The sequence below is a fragment of the Clostridium mobile genome (assembly GCF_018918285.1).
GTDB classification, from domain to species: Bacteria; Bacillota; Clostridia; order Clostridiales; family Clostridiaceae; genus Clostridium_AW; species Clostridium_AW mobile.
Map to the genome: position 1 here is coordinate 514,297 of NZ_JAHLQF010000002.1, position 23,438 is coordinate 537,734.

At 29.4% G+C, this 23,438-nt stretch carries 27 protein-coding genes, 1 riboswitch and 1 other annotated feature; of the genes, 22 read left to right on the forward strand and 5 right to left on the reverse strand.

All coding sequences use genetic code 11. The features are described 5' to 3' along the window. Window positions 1-88 precede the first annotated feature (88 nt). Window positions 89-1,216 (reverse strand): hypothetical protein, encoded by a 1,128-nt coding sequence (locus KQI86_RS08545; protein WP_216438853.1) that lies wholly within the window; start codon window positions 1,214-1,216, stop codon window positions 89-91. A gap of 437 nt (window positions 1,217-1,653) precedes the next feature. After that, window positions 1,654-2,244: a DUF1349 domain-containing protein gene (locus KQI86_RS08550; RefSeq protein WP_216438854.1), complete on the reverse strand. Its 591-nt coding sequence runs from the start codon at window positions 2,242-2,244 to the stop codon at window positions 1,654-1,656. 408 nt (window positions 2,245-2,652) lie between these two features. Here KQI86_RS08550 and KQI86_RS08555 point away from each other — a divergent pair, with 408 nt between their 5' ends. The 3 genes from KQI86_RS08555 to KQI86_RS08565 all read left to right on the forward strand — a co-directional run bounded on the left by KQI86_RS08555 (window position 2,653) and on the right by KQI86_RS08565 (window position 5,020). Next, window positions 2,653-3,123, forward strand: coding sequence for a YsnF/AvaK domain-containing protein (locus KQI86_RS08555; protein ID WP_216438855.1), 471 nt, complete (start codon window positions 2,653-2,655; stop codon window positions 3,121-3,123). Between the two features lie 64 nt (window positions 3,124-3,187). Then, entirely contained in the window at window positions 3,188-3,868 is a 681-nt protein-coding gene (locus tag KQI86_RS08560) for a YsnF/AvaK domain-containing protein (protein ID WP_216438856.1), read from the forward strand. A gap of 366 nt (window positions 3,869-4,234) precedes the next feature. Beyond that, on the forward strand, window positions 4,235-5,020 hold the full coding sequence (locus KQI86_RS08565; RefSeq protein WP_216438857.1) for a flagellin: 786 nt from the start codon (window positions 4,235-4,237) through the stop codon (window positions 5,018-5,020). Between the two features lie 190 nt (window positions 5,021-5,210). Here KQI86_RS08565 and KQI86_RS08570 read toward each other — a convergent pair whose 3' ends face one another. Then, complete coding sequence (locus KQI86_RS08570; protein WP_246582724.1) at window positions 5,211-5,591, reverse strand: spore coat protein; 381 nt, start codon at window positions 5,589-5,591, stop codon at window positions 5,211-5,213. Between the two features lie 316 nt (window positions 5,592-5,907). On the opposite strand from KQI86_RS08570, the gene KQI86_RS08575 reads away from it, so the two are divergent. From KQI86_RS08575 to KQI86_RS08600, 6 genes are all read left to right on the forward strand, one after another. Beyond that, complete coding sequence (locus KQI86_RS08575; protein WP_216438859.1) at window positions 5,908-7,023, forward strand: Coenzyme F420 hydrogenase/dehydrogenase, beta subunit C-terminal domain; 1,116 nt, start codon at window positions 5,908-5,910, stop codon at window positions 7,021-7,023. Window positions 7,024-7,345: 322 nt separating this feature from the next. After that, on the forward strand, window positions 7,346-7,825 hold the full coding sequence (locus tag KQI86_RS08580; protein WP_216438860.1) for a DUF7832 domain-containing protein: 480 nt from the start codon (window positions 7,346-7,348) through the stop codon (window positions 7,823-7,825). A 279-nt stretch (window positions 7,826-8,104) separates the two neighbouring features. After that, a complete protein-coding gene (locus KQI86_RS08585; RefSeq protein WP_216438861.1) occupies window positions 8,105-9,244 on the forward strand; it encodes a suppressor of fused domain protein in 1,140 nt (379 codons plus the stop codon). A 137-nt stretch (window positions 9,245-9,381) separates the two neighbouring features. Then, the gene (locus KQI86_RS08590) at window positions 9,382-10,059 is read left to right on the forward strand and encodes an ankyrin repeat domain-containing protein (RefSeq protein ID WP_343216157.1); all 678 of its coding nucleotides are present in this window, start codon (window positions 9,382-9,384) and stop codon (window positions 10,057-10,059) included. Between the two features lie 61 nt (window positions 10,060-10,120). Next, window positions 10,121-10,924, forward strand: a complete 804-nt coding sequence (locus tag KQI86_RS08595) for a hypothetical protein (protein ID WP_216438862.1) — start codon at window positions 10,121-10,123, stop codon at window positions 10,922-10,924. Between the two features lie 48 nt (window positions 10,925-10,972). Further along, on the forward strand, window positions 10,973-11,461 hold the full coding sequence (locus tag KQI86_RS08600) for a DUF7000 family protein (protein ID WP_216438863.1): 489 nt from the start codon (window positions 10,973-10,975) through the stop codon (window positions 11,459-11,461). Between the two features lie 272 nt (window positions 11,462-11,733). Here KQI86_RS08600 and KQI86_RS08605 read toward each other — a convergent pair whose 3' ends face one another. After that, window positions 11,734-11,952, reverse strand: coding sequence for a hypothetical protein (locus KQI86_RS08605; RefSeq protein WP_216438864.1), 219 nt, complete (start codon window positions 11,950-11,952; stop codon window positions 11,734-11,736). A 320-nt stretch (window positions 11,953-12,272) separates the two neighbouring features. On the opposite strand from KQI86_RS08605, the gene KQI86_RS08610 reads away from it, so the two are divergent. The 5 genes from KQI86_RS08610 to KQI86_RS08630 all read left to right on the forward strand — a co-directional run bounded on the left by KQI86_RS08610 (window position 12,273) and on the right by KQI86_RS08630 (window position 17,000). Then, window positions 12,273-12,740, forward strand: a complete 468-nt coding sequence (locus KQI86_RS08610) for a DUF6323 family protein (RefSeq protein ID WP_216438865.1) — start codon at window positions 12,273-12,275, stop codon at window positions 12,738-12,740. Then, complete coding sequence (locus KQI86_RS08615; protein ID WP_216438866.1) at window positions 12,740-14,098, forward strand: DUF6179 domain-containing protein; 1,359 nt, start codon at window positions 12,740-12,742, stop codon at window positions 14,096-14,098. Before KQI86_RS08610 ends, KQI86_RS08615 begins: the two co-directional genes overlap by 1 nt. Before the next feature lie 204 nt (window positions 14,099-14,302). Next, window positions 14,303-14,511: a binding site (T-box leader), on the forward strand. Between the two features lie 90 nt (window positions 14,512-14,601). Continuing rightward, window positions 14,602-15,879, forward strand: coding sequence for a serine--tRNA ligase (serS, locus tag KQI86_RS08620; protein WP_216438867.1), 1,278 nt, complete (start codon window positions 14,602-14,604; stop codon window positions 15,877-15,879). A 215-nt stretch (window positions 15,880-16,094) separates the two neighbouring features. Further along, window positions 16,095-16,556: a hypothetical protein gene (locus KQI86_RS08625; RefSeq protein ID WP_216438868.1), complete on the forward strand. Its 462-nt coding sequence runs from the start codon at window positions 16,095-16,097 to the stop codon at window positions 16,554-16,556. Window positions 16,557-16,592: 36 nt separating this feature from the next. Continuing rightward, on the forward strand, window positions 16,593-17,000 hold the full coding sequence (locus KQI86_RS08630) for a hypothetical protein (RefSeq protein ID WP_216438869.1): 408 nt from the start codon (window positions 16,593-16,595) through the stop codon (window positions 16,998-17,000). A gap of 55 nt (window positions 17,001-17,055) precedes the next feature. Here the strand turns inward: KQI86_RS08630 and KQI86_RS08635 are convergent, their stop codons facing one another. Beyond that, window positions 17,056-17,895, reverse strand: a complete 840-nt coding sequence (locus tag KQI86_RS08635) for an EFR1 family ferrodoxin (RefSeq protein WP_216438870.1) — start codon at window positions 17,893-17,895, stop codon at window positions 17,056-17,058. A 236-nt stretch (window positions 17,896-18,131) separates the two neighbouring features. Next, a riboswitch (Lysine riboswitch) is annotated at window positions 18,132-18,313 on the forward strand. Window positions 18,314-18,429: 116 nt separating this feature from the next. Between KQI86_RS08635 and KQI86_RS08640 the strand changes: the two genes are divergently transcribed. The 8 genes from KQI86_RS08640 (at window position 18,430) to KQI86_RS08675 (ending at window position 23,191) form a co-directional block, all read left to right on the forward strand. Next, window positions 18,430-19,266 carry a transporter substrate-binding domain-containing protein gene (locus tag KQI86_RS08640; RefSeq protein WP_216438871.1) on the forward strand — a complete coding sequence of 279 codons (837 nt, stop codon included), beginning with the start codon at window positions 18,430-18,432 and terminating at the stop codon, window positions 19,264-19,266. 65 nt (window positions 19,267-19,331) lie between these two features. Beyond that, window positions 19,332-20,087 carry an amino acid ABC transporter permease gene (locus KQI86_RS08645; RefSeq protein WP_216438872.1) on the forward strand — a complete coding sequence of 252 codons (756 nt, stop codon included), beginning with the start codon at window positions 19,332-19,334 and terminating at the stop codon, window positions 20,085-20,087. A gap of 17 nt (window positions 20,088-20,104) precedes the next feature. Beyond that, window positions 20,105-20,839, forward strand: coding sequence for an amino acid ABC transporter ATP-binding protein (locus tag KQI86_RS08650; protein ID WP_216438873.1), 735 nt, complete (start codon window positions 20,105-20,107; stop codon window positions 20,837-20,839). 165 nt (window positions 20,840-21,004) lie between these two features. Continuing rightward, the gene (locus KQI86_RS08655; protein ID WP_216438874.1) at window positions 21,005-21,367 is read left to right on the forward strand and encodes a VOC family protein; all 363 of its coding nucleotides are present in this window, start codon (window positions 21,005-21,007) and stop codon (window positions 21,365-21,367) included. A gap of 180 nt (window positions 21,368-21,547) precedes the next feature. Continuing rightward, window positions 21,548-21,877 carry a tRNA-binding protein gene (locus KQI86_RS08660; protein ID WP_216438875.1) on the forward strand — a complete coding sequence of 110 codons (330 nt, stop codon included), beginning with the start codon at window positions 21,548-21,550 and terminating at the stop codon, window positions 21,875-21,877. A 21-nt stretch (window positions 21,878-21,898) separates the two neighbouring features. Beyond that, entirely contained in the window at window positions 21,899-22,378 is a 480-nt protein-coding gene (locus KQI86_RS08665) for a GNAT family N-acetyltransferase (protein ID WP_216438876.1), read from the forward strand. A 410-nt stretch (window positions 22,379-22,788) separates the two neighbouring features. Continuing rightward, the gene (locus KQI86_RS08670; protein WP_216438877.1) at window positions 22,789-23,007 is read left to right on the forward strand and encodes a hypothetical protein; all 219 of its coding nucleotides are present in this window, start codon (window positions 22,789-22,791) and stop codon (window positions 23,005-23,007) included. Next, window positions 22,997-23,191, forward strand: coding sequence for a helix-turn-helix transcriptional regulator (locus KQI86_RS08675; RefSeq protein WP_216438878.1), 195 nt, complete (start codon window positions 22,997-22,999; stop codon window positions 23,189-23,191). Before KQI86_RS08670 ends, KQI86_RS08675 begins: the two co-directional genes overlap by 11 nt. Window positions 23,192-23,438 lie beyond the last annotated feature (247 nt).

Consider the following 23,438-nt stretch of genomic DNA (forward strand, 5'->3'; position numbering starts at 1 on the left):
TCAAAATGATTTAAGGAATCATTAGAAAAGATAGCCTCTTTTATTATATAATTATAAATTATTTTGTCTCGTCACAAAATCTTGTTTATTAATTTATATTTTTTATATTAATTAATATATCACTATGCTCCATATAATAAATAAATCCATAAAATAATTTAAATTTAGAATCTTTGTTATTATATATGTAACTAGTATAGCTACAGTTATTATGGTTATCTGGTTTAACTTGTGAAATTATGAAATATTCATTATCAATAAATTGGTTCCATATAATACGTCCAGTATCTAATTCAATATTTTTATTATCATTTAAAAATTGAATTTTATTAGATTCTATTATATAAAAATCTTTACCATTAAATTGTATATATGAATCATATTGAGGTTTAATATTAATATATTCTTTTTCTTTACTGACTATATTATATTTTACTATTGTTGTAATATCTGCTTTAAAATCAATTAATTCATAGAATATATTTGTATCGCAATAACCTATAAAATTAATCATTTTATTTATAAATGAATAATCTATATTCTCAATTCTACTATTTTTATTTTTAAATAGAATATTCTCTAAATCTATTAGCATTAATAATGATTCATGTACTTGTAAATCCATATTATTAGCTGATCTATAAAAAAATGCAATTATTCTATCCCATCTATCTAAATCATTTTTTTCTAATAATAAAAACTTTTTATCATTAAATTCTACTAAATAGCTTCTTCTTATTCTAAAATCAATTTTATTTAGAATAATCTTTTCGCTATTTTCTATGTCATATAATACATTCACATATGTATTATAATCATCAGAAATATTGTATCCATATAATATATAGTTATCATTTAAACGATTAAAATACATTTTACCACGGCTACATAGTTCATATAGTTCGTCTATGGTATTAGTATAAATATCAGTTTGAAAAATAACTTTTACTTTTTCTGTATCACACATATATTCTTTTATTAATAAAGTATATTTATCATTTATTTTTGTTATATCAGTGTAAATTATTGTATTTAATTCTACAAAATCATTATCATATAAAACTGAAAAGACATTTTCTGATATAGTATAAAGTTTCTTTTCATAATATGAATAAAGGTTATTTGAAGAGTATAATATAACTTTATCTTTATATATCTTTAATGGATTTAAGTAAATATCTGTAGTCTCAATATTAAATACTTTTTTAGTAATCATGATATATATTTCCTTTGCGATTGTTGTAAAATCATTGAATGTTTTTACATTATTCTAGATTTAAGATACCCTCTTTATTTTTTTAATACATAATTTAAACTCAGAAAAACATAATTAAATGCTATTAACATAATACAAAACGAGATAGTAGTTTTTATATACTTATCCTCTTTAGAATTTTTAACTATGCAAAATAAAAATATTATTTGCATAAAAATATAGAATAGAGTATATTTATCAGTCAATAAAAATTTCACGTTTTATCTATACCCTCCTTTTATCTTTTAGTGTATTATATACGAGCTTGTTGCATTTCTTAATTTTATATATATTACAGTATAGCATAAAAATTAAGTTTATTACAAATTATACCAAAGCATAAAAAGAAAGCAGGAGGACGATGAGAAGAGGAGGTATTATTAGTGGAATAAAATATACTAATTGTGCTCTTTCCATAAACAATCAGTCACCTTCATTTCAGTAAATACAGCCTTAAAAGAATTTTTACTTGGTGAACATGCAAGTAAACCGATATTAATTTCGTTTCCACCTTCAAACAAGTGAAAAATTCGCATCTGTTTAAAATTTATACCATCAAAAGAATTTTCAAGACAATAATCACTTTCTCGTCTGCTTAATCTATACCACATACATTTTACAAAAGTTCCAATATCCGTAGTCGCCCAATCAGAGTATCCATGATTTGTTACTACACTTCCAAGCCATGCAGTATTGTTGTCATGGAATTCTACTCCTGACTTTACCCAGTTTTCACTATTTTGATAAATTACAACTCCACATTGGTCAAACAATGCTGTACTATTAAACTCTGCTTTTACTGTAAAGGAAAAATATTTTTCATCTGTTGTAATATAAAGAACATGAGCATTATCATGTCTAAATCCATAATAAGTTCTTTGCCAAAAATCAGTGTTAGGTTCTGTTATAATTTCAACTCTATCTCCTTCAAGCACATAATTTTCAGGTTCGAAAAACCATTTTGCTTCTTTAGCATTAAATTGAAACATACTAATCCTCCTAAAAATTTCAAATAATTTTTACCACACAATACTCTACAAGTGTTCCTTACTTTATATATTAATTATACATAATAATAACTATTTTTATAATAAATTTCAATATTTTGTAAAGTTATATGAACACTACTTCTCTGTATCCATATACTTTGATTTTTGTATCAACAAAAGGAATTACAATGTGTATTAGCATATCTTTGTGTCGTAATATGAAAAATGTGACGTAACTATTAAAATTTAAAATACAAACTAGGATCTTTGAAAACTGAATAATATGGTGTTTAAAATTTTTTGTTGCAATCCATTTACTTTAATTCCATATTTCACAAAGGATATATTACTTCATCAGGGATAAAATATTGATGAATTGAAAATATGTACTTATAGGAGGTAATACTTATGATGGGCTTATTTGACAATATTTTTGGCAATGTCGATAATAATGACAATGACAATCAGAATAAGAAACGTAAAGATGAAGGAAGACTTACACTTCATAAGGAAGAGCTTGATATAAATAAAATCAAGGCTCAAAAGGGTGAAGTTGAACTAGGCAAGGAAATTATTGAAGAACAAAAGACAGTTGATGTTCCTGTTACTCATGAAGAAGTTGTTATTGAAAGAAGAGCAATAGACAACGAAGCTAGTGGCGAACCTATTAGTGATGAAGAAACCATACGTATTCCAGTTAGTGAAGAACAGGTCAACGTGGATAAACATACAGTAGTAACTGGAGAGGTATCTGCTCATAAACGTGAAGTGGAGGATACAAGACGAGTGGATGAAACCCTAAAAAGAGAAGAAGCTCGCATAAACACAAATGGTGATGCAGATATAGTGGATAAAGATACAGACGAGGGCTTCCATTAAAGAATTTATAAAATAAATAAACAAACACCTCTCAAATTTTACATTGGATTTAGGAGGATAGAGCATGTTAAACAAAGATGTACCTAATATAGAAAGTATTCAATATTTAACAGGTGCTACTATTGGTGGAATAATTGGCTTTATAATTGCCATTTTGTATAAGTTCTCTATTTTAACTATACCCGGATTTGTAACTATATTTACAATTACATCAATTGACCCAATCATAACCGGAACTATATTAGGCATTGTTGTAGGCGTAATTGTAGGTAGGCTAATGGTTCAGAGTAAGACATATAAGGACGATATTGAAACAAATTCAAAAAAGATTCCTTATAATTCAGATAGTGATATGAAGATGCAACTTCGGGAAGAACAGATGAAAATATCTAAGAACAAAATACAAACTGGTGAGGTATCCATTCACAAAGAAGTTTTAACCGAAGAAGAAAATATTACTGTACCTGTAAAACGAGAGGAACTTGTTATTGAAAAAACTGTTTGTGATCCGCAAATTCATGATAAATCAGATGGGCATACTGAAACTATTCGAATTCCTATCAGTAAAGAACGTATCGACATACACAAACAACCAGTAACTTTAGAAGATGTTTCAGTTAGTAACCATCAATATAAAGAGGTAAAGCATATAACTGAAACATTAAAAAAGGAAATACCTCACATTAGTATTAATGGAGATGCAAAAATTGTGGATAAGGAAATCGATAAAAAATATCGAAGTTAGAAATATGGGATAATTAATAGCTCTAAACACTTTCTGATTGTAAAAAGAGAGGGTTAGGAACCGTTTTGTTTAACGTCACAACTGAAAAATGCACAATTTACTAAAACACCGTATTATTCAAGTTTGAATTTTACGGTGCTTTTACGTCGAAATCCAAATATTTTATGAAAAAGTAAGCATGAATAAGGGAGTTTCAATATTTTGTAAAGTTATATAAATACCTCATTATTCAAAACCGAATTTTACGGCGTTAAAAAGTAAAATATAAATTGTTTGAATATTTTACAAGAGATTGATTATATGACCAAATGTGATAAGATATGTTTATTGATACTAGTAATTTTTAGATTTAGGAGTAGATAAAAGATGATTACTAATCATAATATGGCTCAACTAATTGCCAGTAATAGAGCCAATGCAGCTGGGAAAGCAAAATCTAATGCCATGGAAAGGTTAGCTTCAGGTCTGAGAATAAATAAAGCAGCAGATGACGCTGCTGGTTCTGGCATTTCTCAAAAGATGAGAGCTCAAATTAGAGGGCTTGAACAGGCAAATAGAAATATTCAAGATGGTGTTTCTTTAGTGCAAACTGCGGAAGGTGGATTAAATGAAATTACAGATGATTTGCAAAAGATGAGAGAACTTGCAGTACAAGCATCTAATAGAACTCTTGCTGATGATGATAGAAGTAACATCCAACAAGAAATAGAACAATTAACAAGTGGAATTGATGATATTGCAAATAATACTGAATTCAATGGTTTAGCATTACTTGCCGGGGAATATGATAAAGATGGAAATATTTCAGAATCTGATTCTTTAGATCAGTATGTAGATTACGTTACAACTAGTGGAGGCATAACTAATAAATACACTTATACTTATAATGGAAAAACAGAGAATTATGAAAGTGCTATTATTGATTTTAGTAATATTAACTCAGCTGATGACGTTGATAAGTTGGTTGGTAAAGGAGTTAATTACACTTGCTGTACTTGTAATGCAGCTTATAGTATTAAATTTGTAGATGGCAATCCAGATACATCACGTTTAAATACAGGTAATCCTGTTATGGAAGTTGATGTAAGTTCAGTTACACCGGAAAGTGTTATTAATTTAATGAACAAATGGCAAGGAAATACTCAACAGTAATTGTAACCTTTATACATTTACTATTTTTAGCAATCACCGCAACATTATTAATAAATTCAAAATAGAGTCAGTACACTGAAAATTATATTCAGTGCACTGGCCCTTTATTTAATACTATAGAATAGTTGATTTTCTATAAAAATTGTCTACTCAAGATCAGAGTTCATTGGTACAATTCAGTTTATTAGTCTTATCCAACAATTGGACATAAAGGAACTCTAACTAAAACAAGCTCATCTGTTGTGTTGGTTTCAACGTCAAATACTAAAAATACGTTTTGGCCAAATACAAATGCACAAATAAGATCTACATCTCTTCCAGGTGCTGGAGTTGGAATTTCATCTGGACCTACTATTCGACAAAGACCAACTTGTGGTATTAATGCTGCTGCTTGAGCAGGTGTTATTCTTATTATAAGCACTTCTTCAATATCTTGTCCTGGAACTTCTACTTCTATTTCTACAAGTAAAACAAAAACAGCTGGAGCTAATTGAGCAACACATGTTGCTCCAATTGTAACAGGATTGTCACAATTCGTCATATTACTAGTTATATATTCTGGTGTAGCCATTATGGTCATCCCCCATTTTTTATATTAGAGATAGGGAATATGTCCTTATCTCTAATATAGAATATTCTATATTGAGAAAAAAGGTTACTACTTTTCATAAGATAGTTAAGAAGTCAGAATATAAAACAATGGTACAATAAATTATGATATAATTACCATTAGTTAAGTATTTTTTACGAAATGAAAAAGTCTGAAATAACATTGAACTTCTCTAATTAAAGGTACATAATTAAGTTGTAAGAAAATAATAAATGTTTATATGATTTGATTAACTCAAATTAAAATGATTAAATTTCATTTAAGAAAGGAAATGTTTATGGAATCTATTTTTAGTAAAAAAGAAAACTGTTGTGGTTGCAGTGCATGTTACAATGTTTGTCCTAAGCAAGCCATTTCCATGGAGCCAGATGAGGAGGGATTCTTATATCCTGTCATAGAGAAATCCCTATGTGTGGACTGTGGAAAATGTACAAAGGTTTGCCCTTTAATTCAAAGCGGAAACTATAAACACAATTCTATTCCAGAATTTTTTGTGGCCAAGCATAAGTCAGAGGAGGTTTTGATGAAATCAACCTCTGGAGGTGCGTTTACTGCTATTTCTGACGAGATACTTCGTCAAGGTGGCGTTGTTTATGGTGCGGATTATGACAATGAATTTCGTGTTGTGCACAAGAGGGCGGAAAATGAAGAACAGCGAAATAGAATGAGAGTGTCAAAATACGTCCAAAGCAATCTTGAGGATATTTTTCAACAGGTAAAAACAGATTTAACAAATGAAAGAATTGTTCTTTTTACAGGGACACCATGCCAAATTGCTGGACTACGTGGATTTATAGGTGACTCCCCACTAGTTAAAAATCTATATCTATGTGATTTAATTTGCTATGGCATTCCAAGTCCTCTTATTTGGGATGATTATAAATATATACTTGAAAAAGAATATGGTGGTAAACTAGTAGATGTAAAATTTAGATCTAAGCTTACTGGCTGGAGTAGGAAAAAGAGCAATGAGTCATTTTTATTTAAAACTTCAAATAGTGAAAACTTTCATCATGATGGTCGATTCTATCAACTTTTCTTTGGAAAAAAGACAATTATAAGACCTTCATGTGAGAAGTGTCTATATACTGACATTCATCGTTCATCTGATATAACCATTGCTGACTATTGGGGTATAGAAAAATATGCTTTAGAATGGATGGATGTAAAGGGCGTTTCTTTGATAATGACTAATACTCTAAAAGGTGAAGAGCTACTTATGAAATGTAGTGATACCATAAAGTATGAAAAACGAGCAAAAGAAGAATCCCTTGCAGAGCAACAGCGTTTAAGCGGACCTATAGAGTTTCCAGAAGACCGTAAAGAATTTTGGGAGGAATACCAAAAGTTTGGATTGGCTCATTTACTAAACCAATTACCAGAAGAATTTTAACTCATATACTTTTAAAAAATGGAATTAATAAAGCGCCGTATTATTTAGAAATGAATTTTACGGTGTTTTTTCGTTGTAATTCAAATATAGAGCGACATACCTATGTTGCCTTATGAATTAAGTGCGACACATCTATGTTACCTTATGAAAATTATGCGATGTAACTGTTGAAAATACATATGCTTTCTGCAAAGTAATGAAGATATATAGATATTATGGTATAATTTTCATGTAAATTAAATAACAATTGTAATTAACTGTGAAGTAAAGATTATTTATATAATTGGCAGATAAATGGTAATTTGAAAGGATGAATGATGTAATGGCTGTTTTCGATAGTTATGATAATTATTATGATAGAGCAATGAAGGCTTATTGTTCTAATAAGAAAATAGATCCTAAAAATATTAATGATGAACAGAACAAGATAATTATTGAAAGATCCTGTGTTCATATTGGCTTTTACCTTACATGGATTATTAATAATAATCTGGAAGGAGATATGCATAAAGAATATGATTCAGAAAATCTTGAAAAGGTAAGAAGAGAAGAAATGACAGGAGTGAGTTTTTTCCTAACATGTTGTGATGGTAAGCTATGGAGTGATGATTTTAATGACGAAGGATTAGCATTTACTGAATATTATTATGCTAGTGAACAGTTTATGAAAGATTACGTAGATTTTGTTTTCAATGAACTGCATGATATTCCTTGTGAGTTTGATTTTGACTGGAAGGATTATAAAAAGTTTGAAGCTATACTAGATAGAAGATGTGAGGCTTTTGCCAAAAAGGAGAAATAGTTTTTATATACTTGTCATGCCTTTTATAATGCCTAGTAGTCAATGGTTTCCTAAAATTTTCAATATAAAAATATGTTTTAATTATTTGAAAGATAAGTAGCAATTTGAGGTTAAATATTATAAATCGAAATTTGAATTGGGGGAATTAATTATGGACAAAGAGCGTGTAAAAGATATAATCAAAGCATGGATTCAAAGAATGAATGAAGATGAAATCTTATCCAAAAATGTTGTGGCTTTAAATTTTGGAATATATGAACCTTAAAGAAAGGAAATAAGATGGGGATATTTAAGAAATTATTCAATAAGCAGAATGAAAATGAATCAGAAGAAGGTGAAAAAGTAGAGAATAAAATTTTGATAGAGAGCTGGTCACCAGTGTGCAATATTCAAGCCTTTGTTGAAAAGAGCGAAACTACAATTTATTTCTATTTATGGTTTAATCCATGTTCTGAAAATAGCACAATTAAACCATGTTGGGTTTGTAATACAAGTAGGACAGGCAAGGATATTGATTATGAAGCAATGGATAATGAAACTGCTCCTATGATGCCTTTGGAATACTGCAGTCATAGCAGTGAAGGGATAGAAATAGACACGGATAATTTATCAATTATCTGGTTTGAAGAAGGTGATGGGGCAGCACTATTGGAAAACAATAAACTTTTGGCCGTAATACCTGGATGGGCGCAAAATGGATTTTATGGATATTCAATATATGCTGTGGGAACTGGACCATTTGCATGGGAATTAACTGATGCTGAAGACAATCTATATAAGAGGGTAATGAAAAGTAAAAAATACTGGGAATATTTATACGCAGATTACTTCAAAGATGTGCAGAATATGCATTTATCAGCTTTAGAAAGTTTTTTTGGAAATTATGAAAAGTACTATGCTATTGATAATAATCAGTTTCCACCTAAAGCATTAATTACAGGCATGAAGGATAAAGTTAATTATGCATTTACAGCGGGAGTAAGCGCACTATGTCAGCCTAAAATTGAACAGTTTTTTCAAGAAGAAACAGAGCAGTACAGAAGAATAGAACTAGGCTTTGCATGTAGTAATGATTTTAAAAATAAAAACCATTATATGAAGCTATTAAGTTATATAAGCGGTCAGACAGATCTTCCATGGAAGGCAATAACTTGGCTTGGAAATGGACATACTATTCCTTGTAATGTAATAAGTAATTTTGAAGCTGTGCTATTGATAAATGATAATATGTTTCCTCAAATTAATTCACCTAAATATGATACTTTTATGGATGAAAGAATTAATTTGTTATGGGTAATTCCTATAACTAAAGAGGAATACAATTTTGTTCAGGACAATGATGTTGATAAGCTTATAGAAAAGTATAATGGTAATTTACAAGATATAATTATATTTGATGAAAAACCTAAATTTATTTAACAGCGTTGTTCAGATATGTTAAATTGCTTCTAAGTTTATTATATTGAGATTGCAGATAAAGATGATAATAAGATCTACTGTGAATTTAAAAAAATCTGTTGCTAATTATAATTTAATTATTTTTTATCAGTGATTTAGTGGTAGAAAGGAGAGAATGTATGAAAAAATTATTTGTTGCAATAAGACAAGGTGATATAGATACTGTAAAAACATTGATTCAAAAGAAACCTGAGTTGATTTCGTGTACAGCGAAACAGCCACCTAAAAAAGACCATGGACAATCTCCTTTGCAAGTTGCAATAAAATCTGGCAACTTTGAAATTGCAGAATATCTTTTGGATTGTGGCGCTGATGTGAATTTCATGGAAAAAGAAAGCTGTTATGAGTGGAGGATGCCAGTTTTACAGGATGCTATTATGGCAGCCGTTATGAGCTCAAGATGGAATACAAAGGATGCTATTATGGGATTTCGGGAGTTTAATTCAAAGGAAAAGGCTGATAAGGCCTTTCATGTATTGAAAAGGATGATTGATATGGGAGCGGATATTTCTTCTGTTGATTCCTATGGAAATTCTTGTTTAGTAAGAGCAATTTTAGATGCAAGACAAATACTTCCTAGCTACTATTACAAAGAGGATAGGGTTGCCAATAATAGGATTATTACAAATGAGCTTAAGGAAGATTTAATGCGAATTTTCGATTTGCTGATCCAAAAAGGTGCAGACATATATGAAATGGATAAGCGCAACAATAAAACGCTTTGTGAATCTTATTCAAAAGAACCAGTAGCACAATTTTTAATGAAGAGTAAATAGTAAACAAATTCTTAATTTAAGGATAAGTATTATAAGTAGTAAATTTGCAGGGGGATTATCAATGCGATTATTTGAGGTTGGAAAGAAAAAAGAAGGATATAAATGTGTGCAGTATGGGTTATTTAATGATGCTGAGTTTGATGCAGAATCATTTATAAATGGATTTGAAAAAGATTGGGGAGTGAAATTAGAAGCAGAAATAAGAAATGATGATATGATTACACATGTCAATTTTAACATAGATAAGATTCAGTTTGTATGTTCATTTATGAAAGCTGCGTATCCAGATGATTCTCCAATTGAAGCTGCAAAAAGAAATCCATTTTGGAGAGAAGCAGAAGAATGTGTTAACAATCATAAGGCATTTATGATTGTTAGTATTTTAGAAAATAAATGTTTAAATCAGATTAAAACTTGCTCTATATTTACACAGGTCTGTTGTTCACTTATGAGAATGTCTGATGGAATATGTATGTATAATGCAGATTCAGACTTAATCATTGAAAAAAATAGTTATCGTAGCTATATGAATATTATGAAAGCAGCAATTGAAAATAATGATTATTATCTTCCATATCAAAATTGGATAAACATTAACTATGTTAGAGAAGAAAATGGGAAAATAGGAGCTTTCACAATAGGATTAAATATATTTAATAAGTTAGAAATAGAGTTGGTACATGTAGAGTATGAAGTAGAAATAATGCAGAAAATTGTAAACAAGATTTTACTTTGCTTAATAATGGACAATAAGACATTGGAAAGTGGTGAACTAATTAAGTTGTATGAAGATATTGAAATTATTACAAAAAAGGGAAAGGGCTATTATCTAAATGATAGAGAGACAATACGTATTTTTTATTAATATCATTTGATAAACAAATTCCAATTTATTTATAAGGAGGAATAGAGGATGGAGTCATTGAGTAAAAGTTTAAGTGAGTATGTAAAACTATTACAAGAAACTAATTTACAAAAAGCTTATAAAGGTTTGATAGAATATATTTCAGAATTACGAAAACACTTCAAAGAAAATTTTTCAGAATATGAAGTATCAGGAAGTTTATATCAAGGCTATTTGGATTTAACTTTTTTCACATTAACTACTAAAGAAATGAAACTAAAAGAACTGAAATTTGCCATTGTTTTTATCCATGATAAAATGCAATTCGAAGTTTGGTTATCTGGAAAAAATAGAGCTGTAATGTCTTCATACCATAAGAAGTTCAGTAATTATCAACTAGATAACTACACCCTAGCTGAAGATGAAAAAGGAATGGATTCAATTATTGAAGCTGTGTTAGTAGACAAACCTAATTTCGATAATCTAATTGAGCTAACAAATGAAATTGAAATAGGCGTAATCAATTTTATAAAAGATATTGAAAATCTTATTAATTGATGAAGGACTTAAACTTAGAAATTACAAAAGATGCATATACTATAGATAATGATTGGTACTATGCATATGCTAAAAAGGTTAGATTAATTATTGATACCGTATTGTTCAACATGAATATGCGGTGTTTTTATTTTACAATTTAAATATTTTATACAAGAGTAAAACATGGCTAAATGTAGTTAATGAAATGAAAGTGCACATATCTATTTAACACTTATTGTAAAAGTAGCCAAGTGTTATCATTAAATATAATATAATTATTATTAATTTTCCTATTTAAAAGTATCAATGAGTATTTTTATATCTTCCTTATCGTCAATCCACTCTTCGGAATATCCACAGTCACAGCATAAATAGCGTGTTATCTTTATAGCACTAAGAACAGTAAATCCGGTCATTATAATATTTCCACTGCCATATGATCCTGCCTTACCTGGAATTCTCAATATAGAATTTGAATTACACTTTGGACATATCGATGTATTCTTCATATAAACCTCCTATAATATAAAAAGTTAGTATGTATTCACCTTATATATTCAGAATGAGTTGAATGTTTTTATTGAAATATTAGAATGTATGAAAAATGAAATTTTTATGTAGGAGAAAGAAATGTTTCAAAAGTTTCTAGAAAAATTTTAGTTTTAACTGAGTTTAATATTATGCACACAAAAAATATTATTGACTTGAGATTAAGGAAATGATAAAATTGTATATTACGCGAATAAATAAATATAATAACTCAATTATATCATATCATAATCAAAACAAAAAGTCAATAGGAAATTTTGAAAAATAAGGGGGGTAATTTGTGAAAAATTATATTGTGTCTATTCCAAATTCTATAATAAATAGTCAAGCATTTATACAAATCCAGCAAATTAACGAAGAGACTTTGGAATATGGATTAAAACTTTTAGAGAAAGATATAAAAACAATTATAGAAACGAGAGATGAAATTTTAGTAAGTAGTGGTAGAGTAGAATTTGGCGGAGGTATAATCACAAAAATTATTTCTAATTTTTGTGATTCGCCTTATATTTTACAAGATAATTATGTTGAAACTATAAATGATCTTATAGAAACTTTTTATTATTATAAAAATGAAACAATGGAAGAGATAAGTGATGATGAGTTAATTGAGTTGATGAAAGAGTATTTTGATAATAGATGCCAAGGGGATTTAGAACTTCTTAGATATAAATACTTGGATAAAATAGCTCACAATATAAAGTATGGAGTGTCTGATTATTTAAATGTGAATGGAGATGAAGAATAATGGATAATTTTATTACAAATAAAAGATATGATTTTGAAAATTTATTAAGTAAGAAACATTATTTTAGATCTCTGATGGAGGTGCTTCATTCAAATAATCTACTAAATATAAGAGAGGTTGAAAGTATTCAACTTCAATTGCTAGACATCTTAACAGAAATGGTTGGTTATTATACAAGAAATAAAAGTTCTTCAGTTAGGGTGGAAGTTGCAAATCAAATTATGCTATCTATTTGCTACACCATTGGATTGTTTTTAAAGAGTCAATCAACAATAGAGGAAAGTATAACTTTAATTAAAAATAAAGAAGTAAAGTATTTATTTTATCACGGGGGAAAGGTATTAAAGGCCAAGGTGGATGAATGTAAAAGATTATTTCTAGTTGTAAAAGAAACTAGATTACAAACAGAAAATTATGCCTATATAGATACTATTAGTTATGGAATTCCATTATTTTTTAAAGAGTATGATGTTAGATTTGCAAGTCATGAAACTCCAGGTTCTATAGATTATCCACTAGCCATAGATGAAATGAATTTAGTAGGAATTGAATATATAGAGGATTATTTAAATAAAATAATTCTTGAAAATAAGTTCTGTTCACACTTCGATGGTTCGGAAATTAAAGTTTTATTAAAAGAATTTAATAAAGACTCTAATCATATGTTAATTAATATTTTTCAGTTAGCTGTTACCAACTATCTAGGGTGTACTCTAATAGGAAAGGATAGTAGGTCCTTAGAGATAATTAAAGGGGATAGAACATATCTTAAAAGTATCATGAAAGACTTATCTCAAGTAGAATTTAGAAGATTGATTTTGGGGGCAACAGAAAAAATTTGTAAGGAACTTTTTATTAAGGATAAAAATTTTACTGAGTATATAAACAATACTGTTCTCAAGATTACACCTGAAATAAAAAGATGTATTGAAACTAACACCTTAGAAAAGATATTTATTACTTTAGGTAAGTCAGAGGAAAATATACTTAAATATGAGGACGGTAAAAGTTTAGATGATAGTAGATTTAGGAATATAACTGAAGAGATTAGAGATTGCAGTAGAGTAGAAGACAAAATAAAGATTATTAGAGAAGAATTTCACAGCTTAAAGGATCTGATAGATGCATTTAGTTCTGATTGCATATTTGATGATGAATTTATTGATATTTTTAAAGCTCTAGATGATTTTGAAGTAGCTTTATTAATTAAGAGTATTTCTAATAATAAAGCTCTAGATAATTATTATGGTACTGAAAGTGAGAAAGAATGGCATGAAAAGTTTAATAAATATTTGGAAAGCTTAGATGATACGAAAAAAGTAGAGTTAATTACAATATCTCAGGGGATTAGCATGTAAATTGGCATAGCTCCATGGTCAAATGAAAGCTTAATTCCAGAAGAAATTAATAGAATAGTAAAGGCGATTATGACAACTTTCTAAGAAGTATTAAAGTGTGTTAAAACAATCTAATGTATGTTATAATTAGGAGAAAGTCATAAATTAAGTTTTTACTTGCAAATTAGTATAAAAATATATATAATTAACATACAATATAGATTAAAAGCAGCATTGATAAAAGCTACGATTTATAAATTTCTTAAGAGAGCCGATGGTTGGTGAGAATCGGTGAAAGGATAAATCTTTCCACTTTTGGAGCTGTCGATGATAAATCGAAAGGTTAGTACCCTTTATCCTACTTTTGTCGAGAGGTTGGTTCTCTTTGTGAATCAACAATTTGGGTGGCAACGCGGATTACTTCCGTCCCAGTTATGTATTATGGGACGGAGTTTTTTATTTTATTGATCAAAAGCTATAATAAAGCTAAAATATTATTTATATTTAATTTAGGAGGAGACACTATGTTAGATTTAAAATTTGTAAGGGAAAATCCCGAAGTTGTTAAGCAAAATATGAGAAATAAGTTTCAGGATAATAAGCTTCACTTAGTAGATGACGTAATTGCTATGGATCTTGAGCTAAGAAATATAAAGCAGGAAGCGGATTCTTTAAGAGCAAATAGAAATAAGATTTCAAAGCAAATCGGTGGACTTATGGCTCAAGGTAAAAAAGACGAAGCAGAAGAAATGAAGAAACAAGTTACAGCGCATTCTGAACATTTAGCACAGCTAGAAGAAAAAGAAGGGGAACTTGAAGAAAAAGTTAAAAATAATATGATGGCTATTCCAAACATAATCGATCCAAGTGTTCCTATTGGTAAAGATGATAGCGAAAATGTGGAAATTCAACGTTATGGTGAACCAGTTGTACCTGATTTTGAAATTCCATACCATACTGATATTATGGAGAAATTAAGCGGTATTGATTTAGAAAGTGCTAGAAAGGTTGCAGGTAATGGGTTCTATTACTTAATGGGAAACATTGCTAGACTTCATTCAGCAGTAATTTCTTATGCAAGAGATTTTATGATAAATCGTGGTTTCACATATTGTATTCCACCTTTTATGATTCGTAGTGAAGTTGTAACTGGTGTTATGAGTTTTGCAGAAATGGATGCCATGATGTATAAAATAGAAGGTGAAGATTTATATCTAATTGGAACTAGTGAACATTCTATGATTGGTAAATTTATTGATACTATACTACCAGAAGAAACTTTACCACACACATTAACTAGTTATTCTCCTTGCTTCAGAAAAGAAAAAGGAGCACATGGTATTGAGGAAAGAGGAGTATATAGAATTCATCAATTTGAAAAACAAGAAATGATTGTTGTATGTAAGCCAGAAGATAGTATGATGTGGTACGATAAGTTATGGCAAAACACAGTAGATTTATTCCGTTCCTTAGATATACCAGTAAGAACTTTAGAATGTTGTTCTGGTGACTTAGCAGATTTAAAGGTAAAATCAGTGGACGTAGAAGCATGGTCTCCTAGACAAAAGAAATACTTTGAAATAGGAAGCTGCTCTAACTTAGGGGATGCACAAGCACGTAGACTAAAAATTCGTGTAAATGGTGAAGATGGAAAATACTTTGCACATACATTAAACAATACAGTAGTTGCACCTCCAAGAATGTTAATTGCTTTCTTAGAGAACAACTTAAACCCAGATGGTTCCATAAATATTCCAGCTGCATTACAACCATATATGGGCGGTATGACAGTTATTAAATAATATAAAAAAAAGCTTTCACTTCTATTATGGAGTGAAGGCTTTTTATTTGTTTAAGACTAGAAAATATAAGAGAAACAACATTAATTTCAAGAGATAAAAAAACATTACTTACATAGATAACTGATTAAAATATGGTATAATTAAAAGATTAGAGGAAGCGATATAAGAAAGGTTTATTATTATTTTTTAGCTATATTTATAGAAGAGAGGTTTTTATGAATATTTTTGATATTATTATTCCAGTACTATTTATTTTAATTATTTTAAAAGAATTAAGATATAAAAAAATACTAATAATCCCCACAAGAAAAAGATATGGAGAAATCATTGTGGTTTTATTTAGTATAATTATTTTCATTTGGATTATATATTCTTATGCTAAGACTTGGAATCATTATACAATAGGAGTATTAGGAATTCTTGCGCTTATAAGCGGTTGGATTAAGGAAGGAATTAGCTCAAAGGGTTTCATATCAATGTATAAATATAAAAAGATCATATTATGGGAGGAAATTGAAAAAGTTACCATAATTGGTGCGAAAGATATAAAGGTTAAGTTATTCGGTGGTTTTATGGAACAAACATTTCATTTCAAAAAGAGTGATTATGATAAAGTCATTAATATGTTAAAAGAAAATTTGACCATCAAGGCTGAAATAGAAACAATGGTTAAATGAGGAAGTGAAAGATGTGATATTTTAGGAGAAGAAAGCATGGATATATTATTCAAAGAAGAATATCTCAAAAAATTAAAATATAGCGATGGTGAATGGTTTGTAAACATCGATGAACTTGATGATTCAGTAGAAGTATACATTCAAGGAGATTACAAAGAGGCAGATAAATATTATATAGAATTAGCAGATAAGATATTAAGAAACTATGAGAAACACAAAGCAACAGCATTAGATCGCCTTAAAAATTGGCTTCCATATAAAGAATCATATTCTTGTGACACTATTGATTTTTGTAATTACGAATATGGTTCAGGAAGATCATTTGTGGGTTTTAAAATGAATTTTAAAAGGGACTGCAAAGGTTATAACGATATATATACAAATTATACAATAAAATTTAAAGAGGACGGATGGCCTATAGGCTTAGAAATGTGGTTTGATTAGGAATAGCACTATTAAGTTAATAGTGCTATATTTTTTATGTTGCGAATATATGACACTAACGATTATTTTTCATCAACACATTAATGTCAAAATATTTTTCAGGGCCTTTATACCGTGGATACTTAATTTCATTTTTTGTACCTTCTCCAATAAGAATTGCAGACTTAGGGCACTGGCAGTAACAACGTAAACACAACATGCAATTATCTCCAAATTTATAAGTGTCCCCACACTTTTTGATGTTTTGAGTTGGACATATACGCTCACATTTGCCACAGTTTACACAGTGTGTTGAGTCAATCTTAAATTCTTTACTTATCATATCAATCACCTTATCAATATGACTTCGCTGAAAATTACCAAGAAGATAGTCTATAATATTTTTACCAATGATGTGCTCTTGATTATTAGTGATTGCAAGTGCTAATTTTTTCACCTTTGGCAGAGACTTTTGGTGCAGCTTATCAACACGATAATCATTCTTAGGCCGATAAAATCTGAATTTTGGTATATGAAAGTTATTCATCATTCTAAAATGCATTGTTTGTTTGAGACTATAACCTTTTTGAATAAGCATTTTGCCTATATGATAAGCAGTATCGCCAGAGGCTAATGCTTGAGTGGCAAATATGCTAGCAGATTGGTCATTAGTTGCATTTGGAAATTGATTAATAAAATTAATCATGAACTTTGGAGCTGTTGAGCCGTATACTGGGAAACCAAATATAATATGATTGACATCTTTAACTTGTTCTAGTACATTTTCTGGGGTGAGTGTTTCAATAGAATAAGATTGGGCTTGATGGTTTTGTGCTGCCAATTGTTGTTGAAGTGCATTTGCTATCCACCAGGTATTACCTGTACCACTAAAGTAATAAATAATCGTTTTTTTCAATTACAAAACCTCCTATTATTCATTATTCTATAATTAAAGATTATTAGTCTTTATGTTTTTAAACTAAATTATATTGATAATTGTGTAGCATATCTTTTACTATAATTCTAATATAAGTCTATAGATCTATCAATAATATGAAAGTTTAATTTTGAAAAATTTCAAATTCAGGTTGACAAATGTAAAATATTGTTGTAAGCTTTATATAACAAAATTTAATAAGGCCTCACTTTCACAAGTGAGGTAGAGGCGCGATATTTAACAGTCCTTAGAGGAGTTTGAGAAGCATTGATACTAAGGAGAAGGAAATGTCGCCGAAGTTTGTAATATTCTCAGTATTACATGCTGGGTCTGCAGCTAAAAACTGCAGGACTGTCTCAATAAACTTCCCGGTTTATTGAGTTGAGCTATCTCATTCTAGGGAAAGAAGAGGAATTAGGAACAATTGTATGTGTATTGTGACCTGAGTTCATCTCAGGTCTTTTTTGCGTTTAAAAATATTTTAAATAATAAAAAAATGGGGGAGAAAATACTATGAAAAGAAAAATATCAATGCTTTTAGCAGCATCATTATCAGCAATTATGCTTTTTACAGGTTGTGGATCTAAAGGTTCAAAGGATCAAGCTAAAGTAGAATCAGACACATTTAAAGTTGGTCTTGAATGTGGATATGCACCATTTAATTGGACTCAAATGAATGATTCAAATGGAGCAATAAAAATAGATGGAAATGCGGAGTATGCAGGTGGATACGATATAGAAATGGCTAAGAAGATTGCAGATGGATTAGGAAAAGAATTAGTTGTGGTTAAAACAGAATGGGATGGTCTTGTACCAGCATTAACTTCAGGGAAAATAGATGCAATTATTGCTGGTATGTCACCAACAGCAAAACGTAAAGAGTCAATTGACTTCTCAGATAATTACTATAAATCAAATTTAGTTATGGTTGTTAAAAAAGGTGGACAATATGAAGGTGCAACTTCTATACAAGATTTCAAAGGAGCAAAGGTAACTGCTCAATTAAACACATTCCACTATTCAGTAATAGACCAAATAAATGGTGTAGCCAAACAGCCAGCAATGGACAACTTCCCAGCAATGAGAGTTGCTCTTGAATCAGGAATGATTGATGGATACGTATCAGAACGTCCAGAAGGCATTAGTGCAGAATCTATTAACTCAAATTTTAAAATGGTGGAATTTAAAGATGGATTTACTACTTCAGATGATGACACTGCAATTGCTGTAGGTGTTACAAAGGGTAGCGAATTAACTAAAGAAATTAATGAAATATTAAAAGGTATTTCAGAAGAAGAACGTACAAAAATAATGGATGATGCTATTAAAAATCAGCCGGCAGCGAAATAGTTAATATTTGAAACCAGGTGTATTTATAACATTTGGTTTCAAGATGTTTTTAGAGGAGGAGAATTATGAGTTTTCAGGTGATAGTAGATATTGTCAAAGATAACTGGCCAATGTTCATTCGAGGAGCTGGCGTTACGCTATTAATTTCTATGATTGGTACTATTATAGGTTCCATCATAGGTTTGCTTGTAGGGGTTATACGTACTATTCCAGTTCCAGAACAAGGAGCTAAAAGAAGTATTTTAAAAGTTGTAAATGCAATTTTATCTGCTTATATAGAAATATTCCGTGGAACACCTATGATTGTTCAAGCTATGGTAATCTATTATGGATCTGCCCAAGCTTTTGGTATAGATATGAATCGATTAACTGCTGCAATATTTATTGTATCAGTTAACACAGGTGCTTATATGTCAGAAATAATTCGTGGAGGTATCGTTTCTATAGATAAAGGGCAGTTTGAGGCAGCTCATGCTATAGGTATGAACCATATTCAAACTATGGGTAGCGTAGTGTTACCACAAGTAATTAGAAATATTTTACCAGCAACGGGAAATGAATTTGTTATAAATATTAAAGATACTTCTGTTCTTAATGTAATTGGTGTAACAGAGCTATATTTCCAAACAAAATCAGTTTCAGGAAATAACTTTAAGTATTTTGAAACCTTCTTTGTTGCTTGTGTATTGTATTTTGTAATGACATTTACAATAACAAGAATTTTACGTTTTATTGAAAGAAAATTAGATGGCCCTGATAATTACATTATGATGGGCAATCAAATGCAGGTTGCAAGAGCTGAAGATATGATTAGAAATTAGACAAAGGAGGGGATAGTATGGAAAAAGTAATTGATATTAAACATTTAAGTAAATCCTTTGGAACTCATGAAGTTCTAAGAGACGTTGATTTCTCAGTAAATAAAGGGGAAGTAGTTTGTATCATTGGCTCATCTGGATCAGGTAAATCAACCCTTCTTCGTTGTATTAACCTTTTAGAGAAACCAAGTGGTGGAGAAATTATATATAATAGAGAAAATATTTTAGATGAAAAGCATGATATTTATGATTATCGTACAAAGCTTGGCATGGTGTTTCAACAATTTAACTTGTTTAATAATCACAATGTTTTAAGCAATTGTACTGTAGGACAAATGAAGGTGCTAAAGCGTTCTAAAGAAGAAGCGGAAAAGGTTGCAATGAAATACTTAAAAGTAGTTGGTATGGAGAATTATATTAACGCAAAACCAAAACAACTATCCGGAGGACAAAAGCAGCGTGTAGCTATTGCCAGAGCTCTTTCCATGGAACCAGATGTTATGCTTTTCGATGAACCAACCTCAGCCCTTGACCCTGAAATGGTAGGAGAAGTTCTTAAGGTTATGAAGGAACTTGCTGAAACTGGACTTACCATGTTAATAGTAACTCACGAGATGGAATTTGCAAAAGATGTATCTGATCGTGTAATATTCATGGATAAAGGGGTTATTGAAGAGGAAGGTACGCCAGAAGAAATATTTAATAATCCAAAAAGAGAGCGTACAAAGGAATTCTTAAAACGTACTTTAAAATAGTACTAAATAATTAGTTACCTGCCTATAATTAAGGGAGGTAACTTTTTTATGGTTTATTTAGTTGTATATTGGTATAATTTACTTATGGATAATAAGCCTACCTATAATCTATATAAAAAGTTTGGTTTTATAGAAAACAATAATAAATAATGAGGAGGGGACAATATGAAATTTTGTTGGAGTACATTAACTGTTAAGGATATGGAAGAGTCTTTAAAATTTTATACTGGAATTGTAGGACTTCCAATTGTCCAAAGATTTCAAGCTGGTCCAGGAATGGAAATAGCCTTTTTAGGAGATGGAGAAACAAAGGTTGAATTAATACATGATAAAGAAGTTAAAGAGGTTAATATGGGAGCGGATGTTTCCTTAGGCTTTGAAGTGGAGTCCCTAGATAAAATGGCGGTACTCCTTGAGGAAAATGGTATAAAGATTGAAGCTGGTCCATTTCAACCAAATCCAAGTACAAGATTTTTCTTTGTGTTAGATCCAAATGGATTGACAATTCAATTTATAGAAAGCAAATAGAACTGCATTAATGGATTGCACCCCAAATGTTAGACATCTATAATATTTGGAGGTGTACTTTTTTATTATGTTAAAGCAACAGCATTAGATCGCCTTGTATTATTCAAAATGGTTAAAGAATATTTGTAATATAAAAGTAAAAAAATATAAATTTATAATATTGTATAGGAAGGTGTTATTATGGCTACTTTTGATGATTTTATGAAATTAGATATACGAGTTGGTGAGATTATTCAGGTTGAATTTTTTGAAAAGGCCAAAAAACCTGCTTATAAATTATGGGTTGATTTTGGAGATAAAATTGGTATAAAAAAATCCAGTGCTCAGATTACTGAATGTTATAAAAAAGAAGAACTTATAGGTAAGCAAGTTTTAGGAGTAGTAAATTTTCCATCAAGACAAATTGCAGATTTTATGTCAGAGGTATTAGTAATGGGAACTTATTCTGAACAAGGAGTTGTATTGATTCAACCAGAACAACCTGTTAAAAAAGGTGATAAATTAGGTTAATACATATAAGGGGGGATAATTATGGTAGAACTACGAAAAATCACATTTGATAACTTTGATGAATGTATTAAATTAGAACCAAAGGAAGAACAAAAAAGTTATGTTGCGAGTAATATACGTAGCCTTGCAGAGGCCTATGTTGCTTTAACGAATAATGATTGCATTCCCATGCCTTATGCCATCTATGACAATGATATAATGGTAGGTTTTATAATGTTATCATATAATGAAGCAGATGAGAGTAATGATGAAAATACCTATTGGGTATGTAGATTAATGATTGACAAAGGATATCAGGGCAAAGGTTATAGTAAGGAAGCTATGGTAAAAGCTCTTGAATTGATTAAGACATTCCCACATGGAAAGGCCTCGGAAGTTTACCTGTCTTATGAACCAGAGAATGAGGTAGCAAAAGCAATTTACACATCTTTGGGTTTTGTGGAAACAGGTGAGATCCAAGATGGTGAATTGGTAGCAAAGCTTGCTTTGCAGAACCAGTAATTATAAATATATTAAAAATATGAGGATATAGATGATGCAAATGATCAAATGTATGCAACAGGCATTATATATCGTGATGATTTTTTAAATTATTGGAAATACGGTTTATATAATGATATTGAAAACCAAGCTAATATTGAAGATGTTTATTCACGAATTTTTGAGACTATATCTGAAATACAATGATAAAGTTTCAATGAAATTAATAATTAACGATACCGTATTATTCAGAAATGAATTTTATGGTATTTTTTATGGAGCAATTTAAATAGATGTTAATATAACTATTGAAATTGAAAATATAAATAATAGGGTGTAAATAATAAAATGTAAAAACTTATTTACATTTATATAAATATTTGATAAGATATAAATGTAAAAACTATTTTACATTTGGAGGTTCAATTATTATGAGAAAGATGGATGAAATGGAAATGTATATTTCACTAAAGAGTATAAAAATAGCATGGTTCTATACTATAATTTTTCTATTTATATGGTTAGTATATGAGTATATTACTACATCAAAATTTGGGTTGCCATTCTTTTTGTTTATTACCCAAAATGTTATATTAATTATATGCCAGTTTATTTTCAAAAATAGGATGTTAGGTAAAAATGAAGAATAGAATTAAAGAATTCAGAAAAAAACTAGGGTATAGACAAGAAGATTTAGCTATTAGAATGAATGTGACTAGACAAACCATTAATGCTATTGAAAATAATAAATATAATCCAACATTAGAATTAGCAATGAAACTTGCAAAATTTCTTGAAACAAGTGTAGAAGAGTTGTTTTTAATGGATGATTAATTATTAATATACCGTATTATTCAAAATTAATATACGGTGTTTTTTTATGAATCAATTTAAATAAATTAAAATCTAACTTTCTTTAAGTACTAATGGAGCAATTAAATAATTTTTATAGTACGGTGTTAGAAAGTAAAAATATTTTGTATCAGTTATAAAAACAACCATATGAAACCATACAAATATGATATAATTACCATTAGTTAATTTGAAATAGTTATATAATGTGAATTTGAAAGGAGAAATT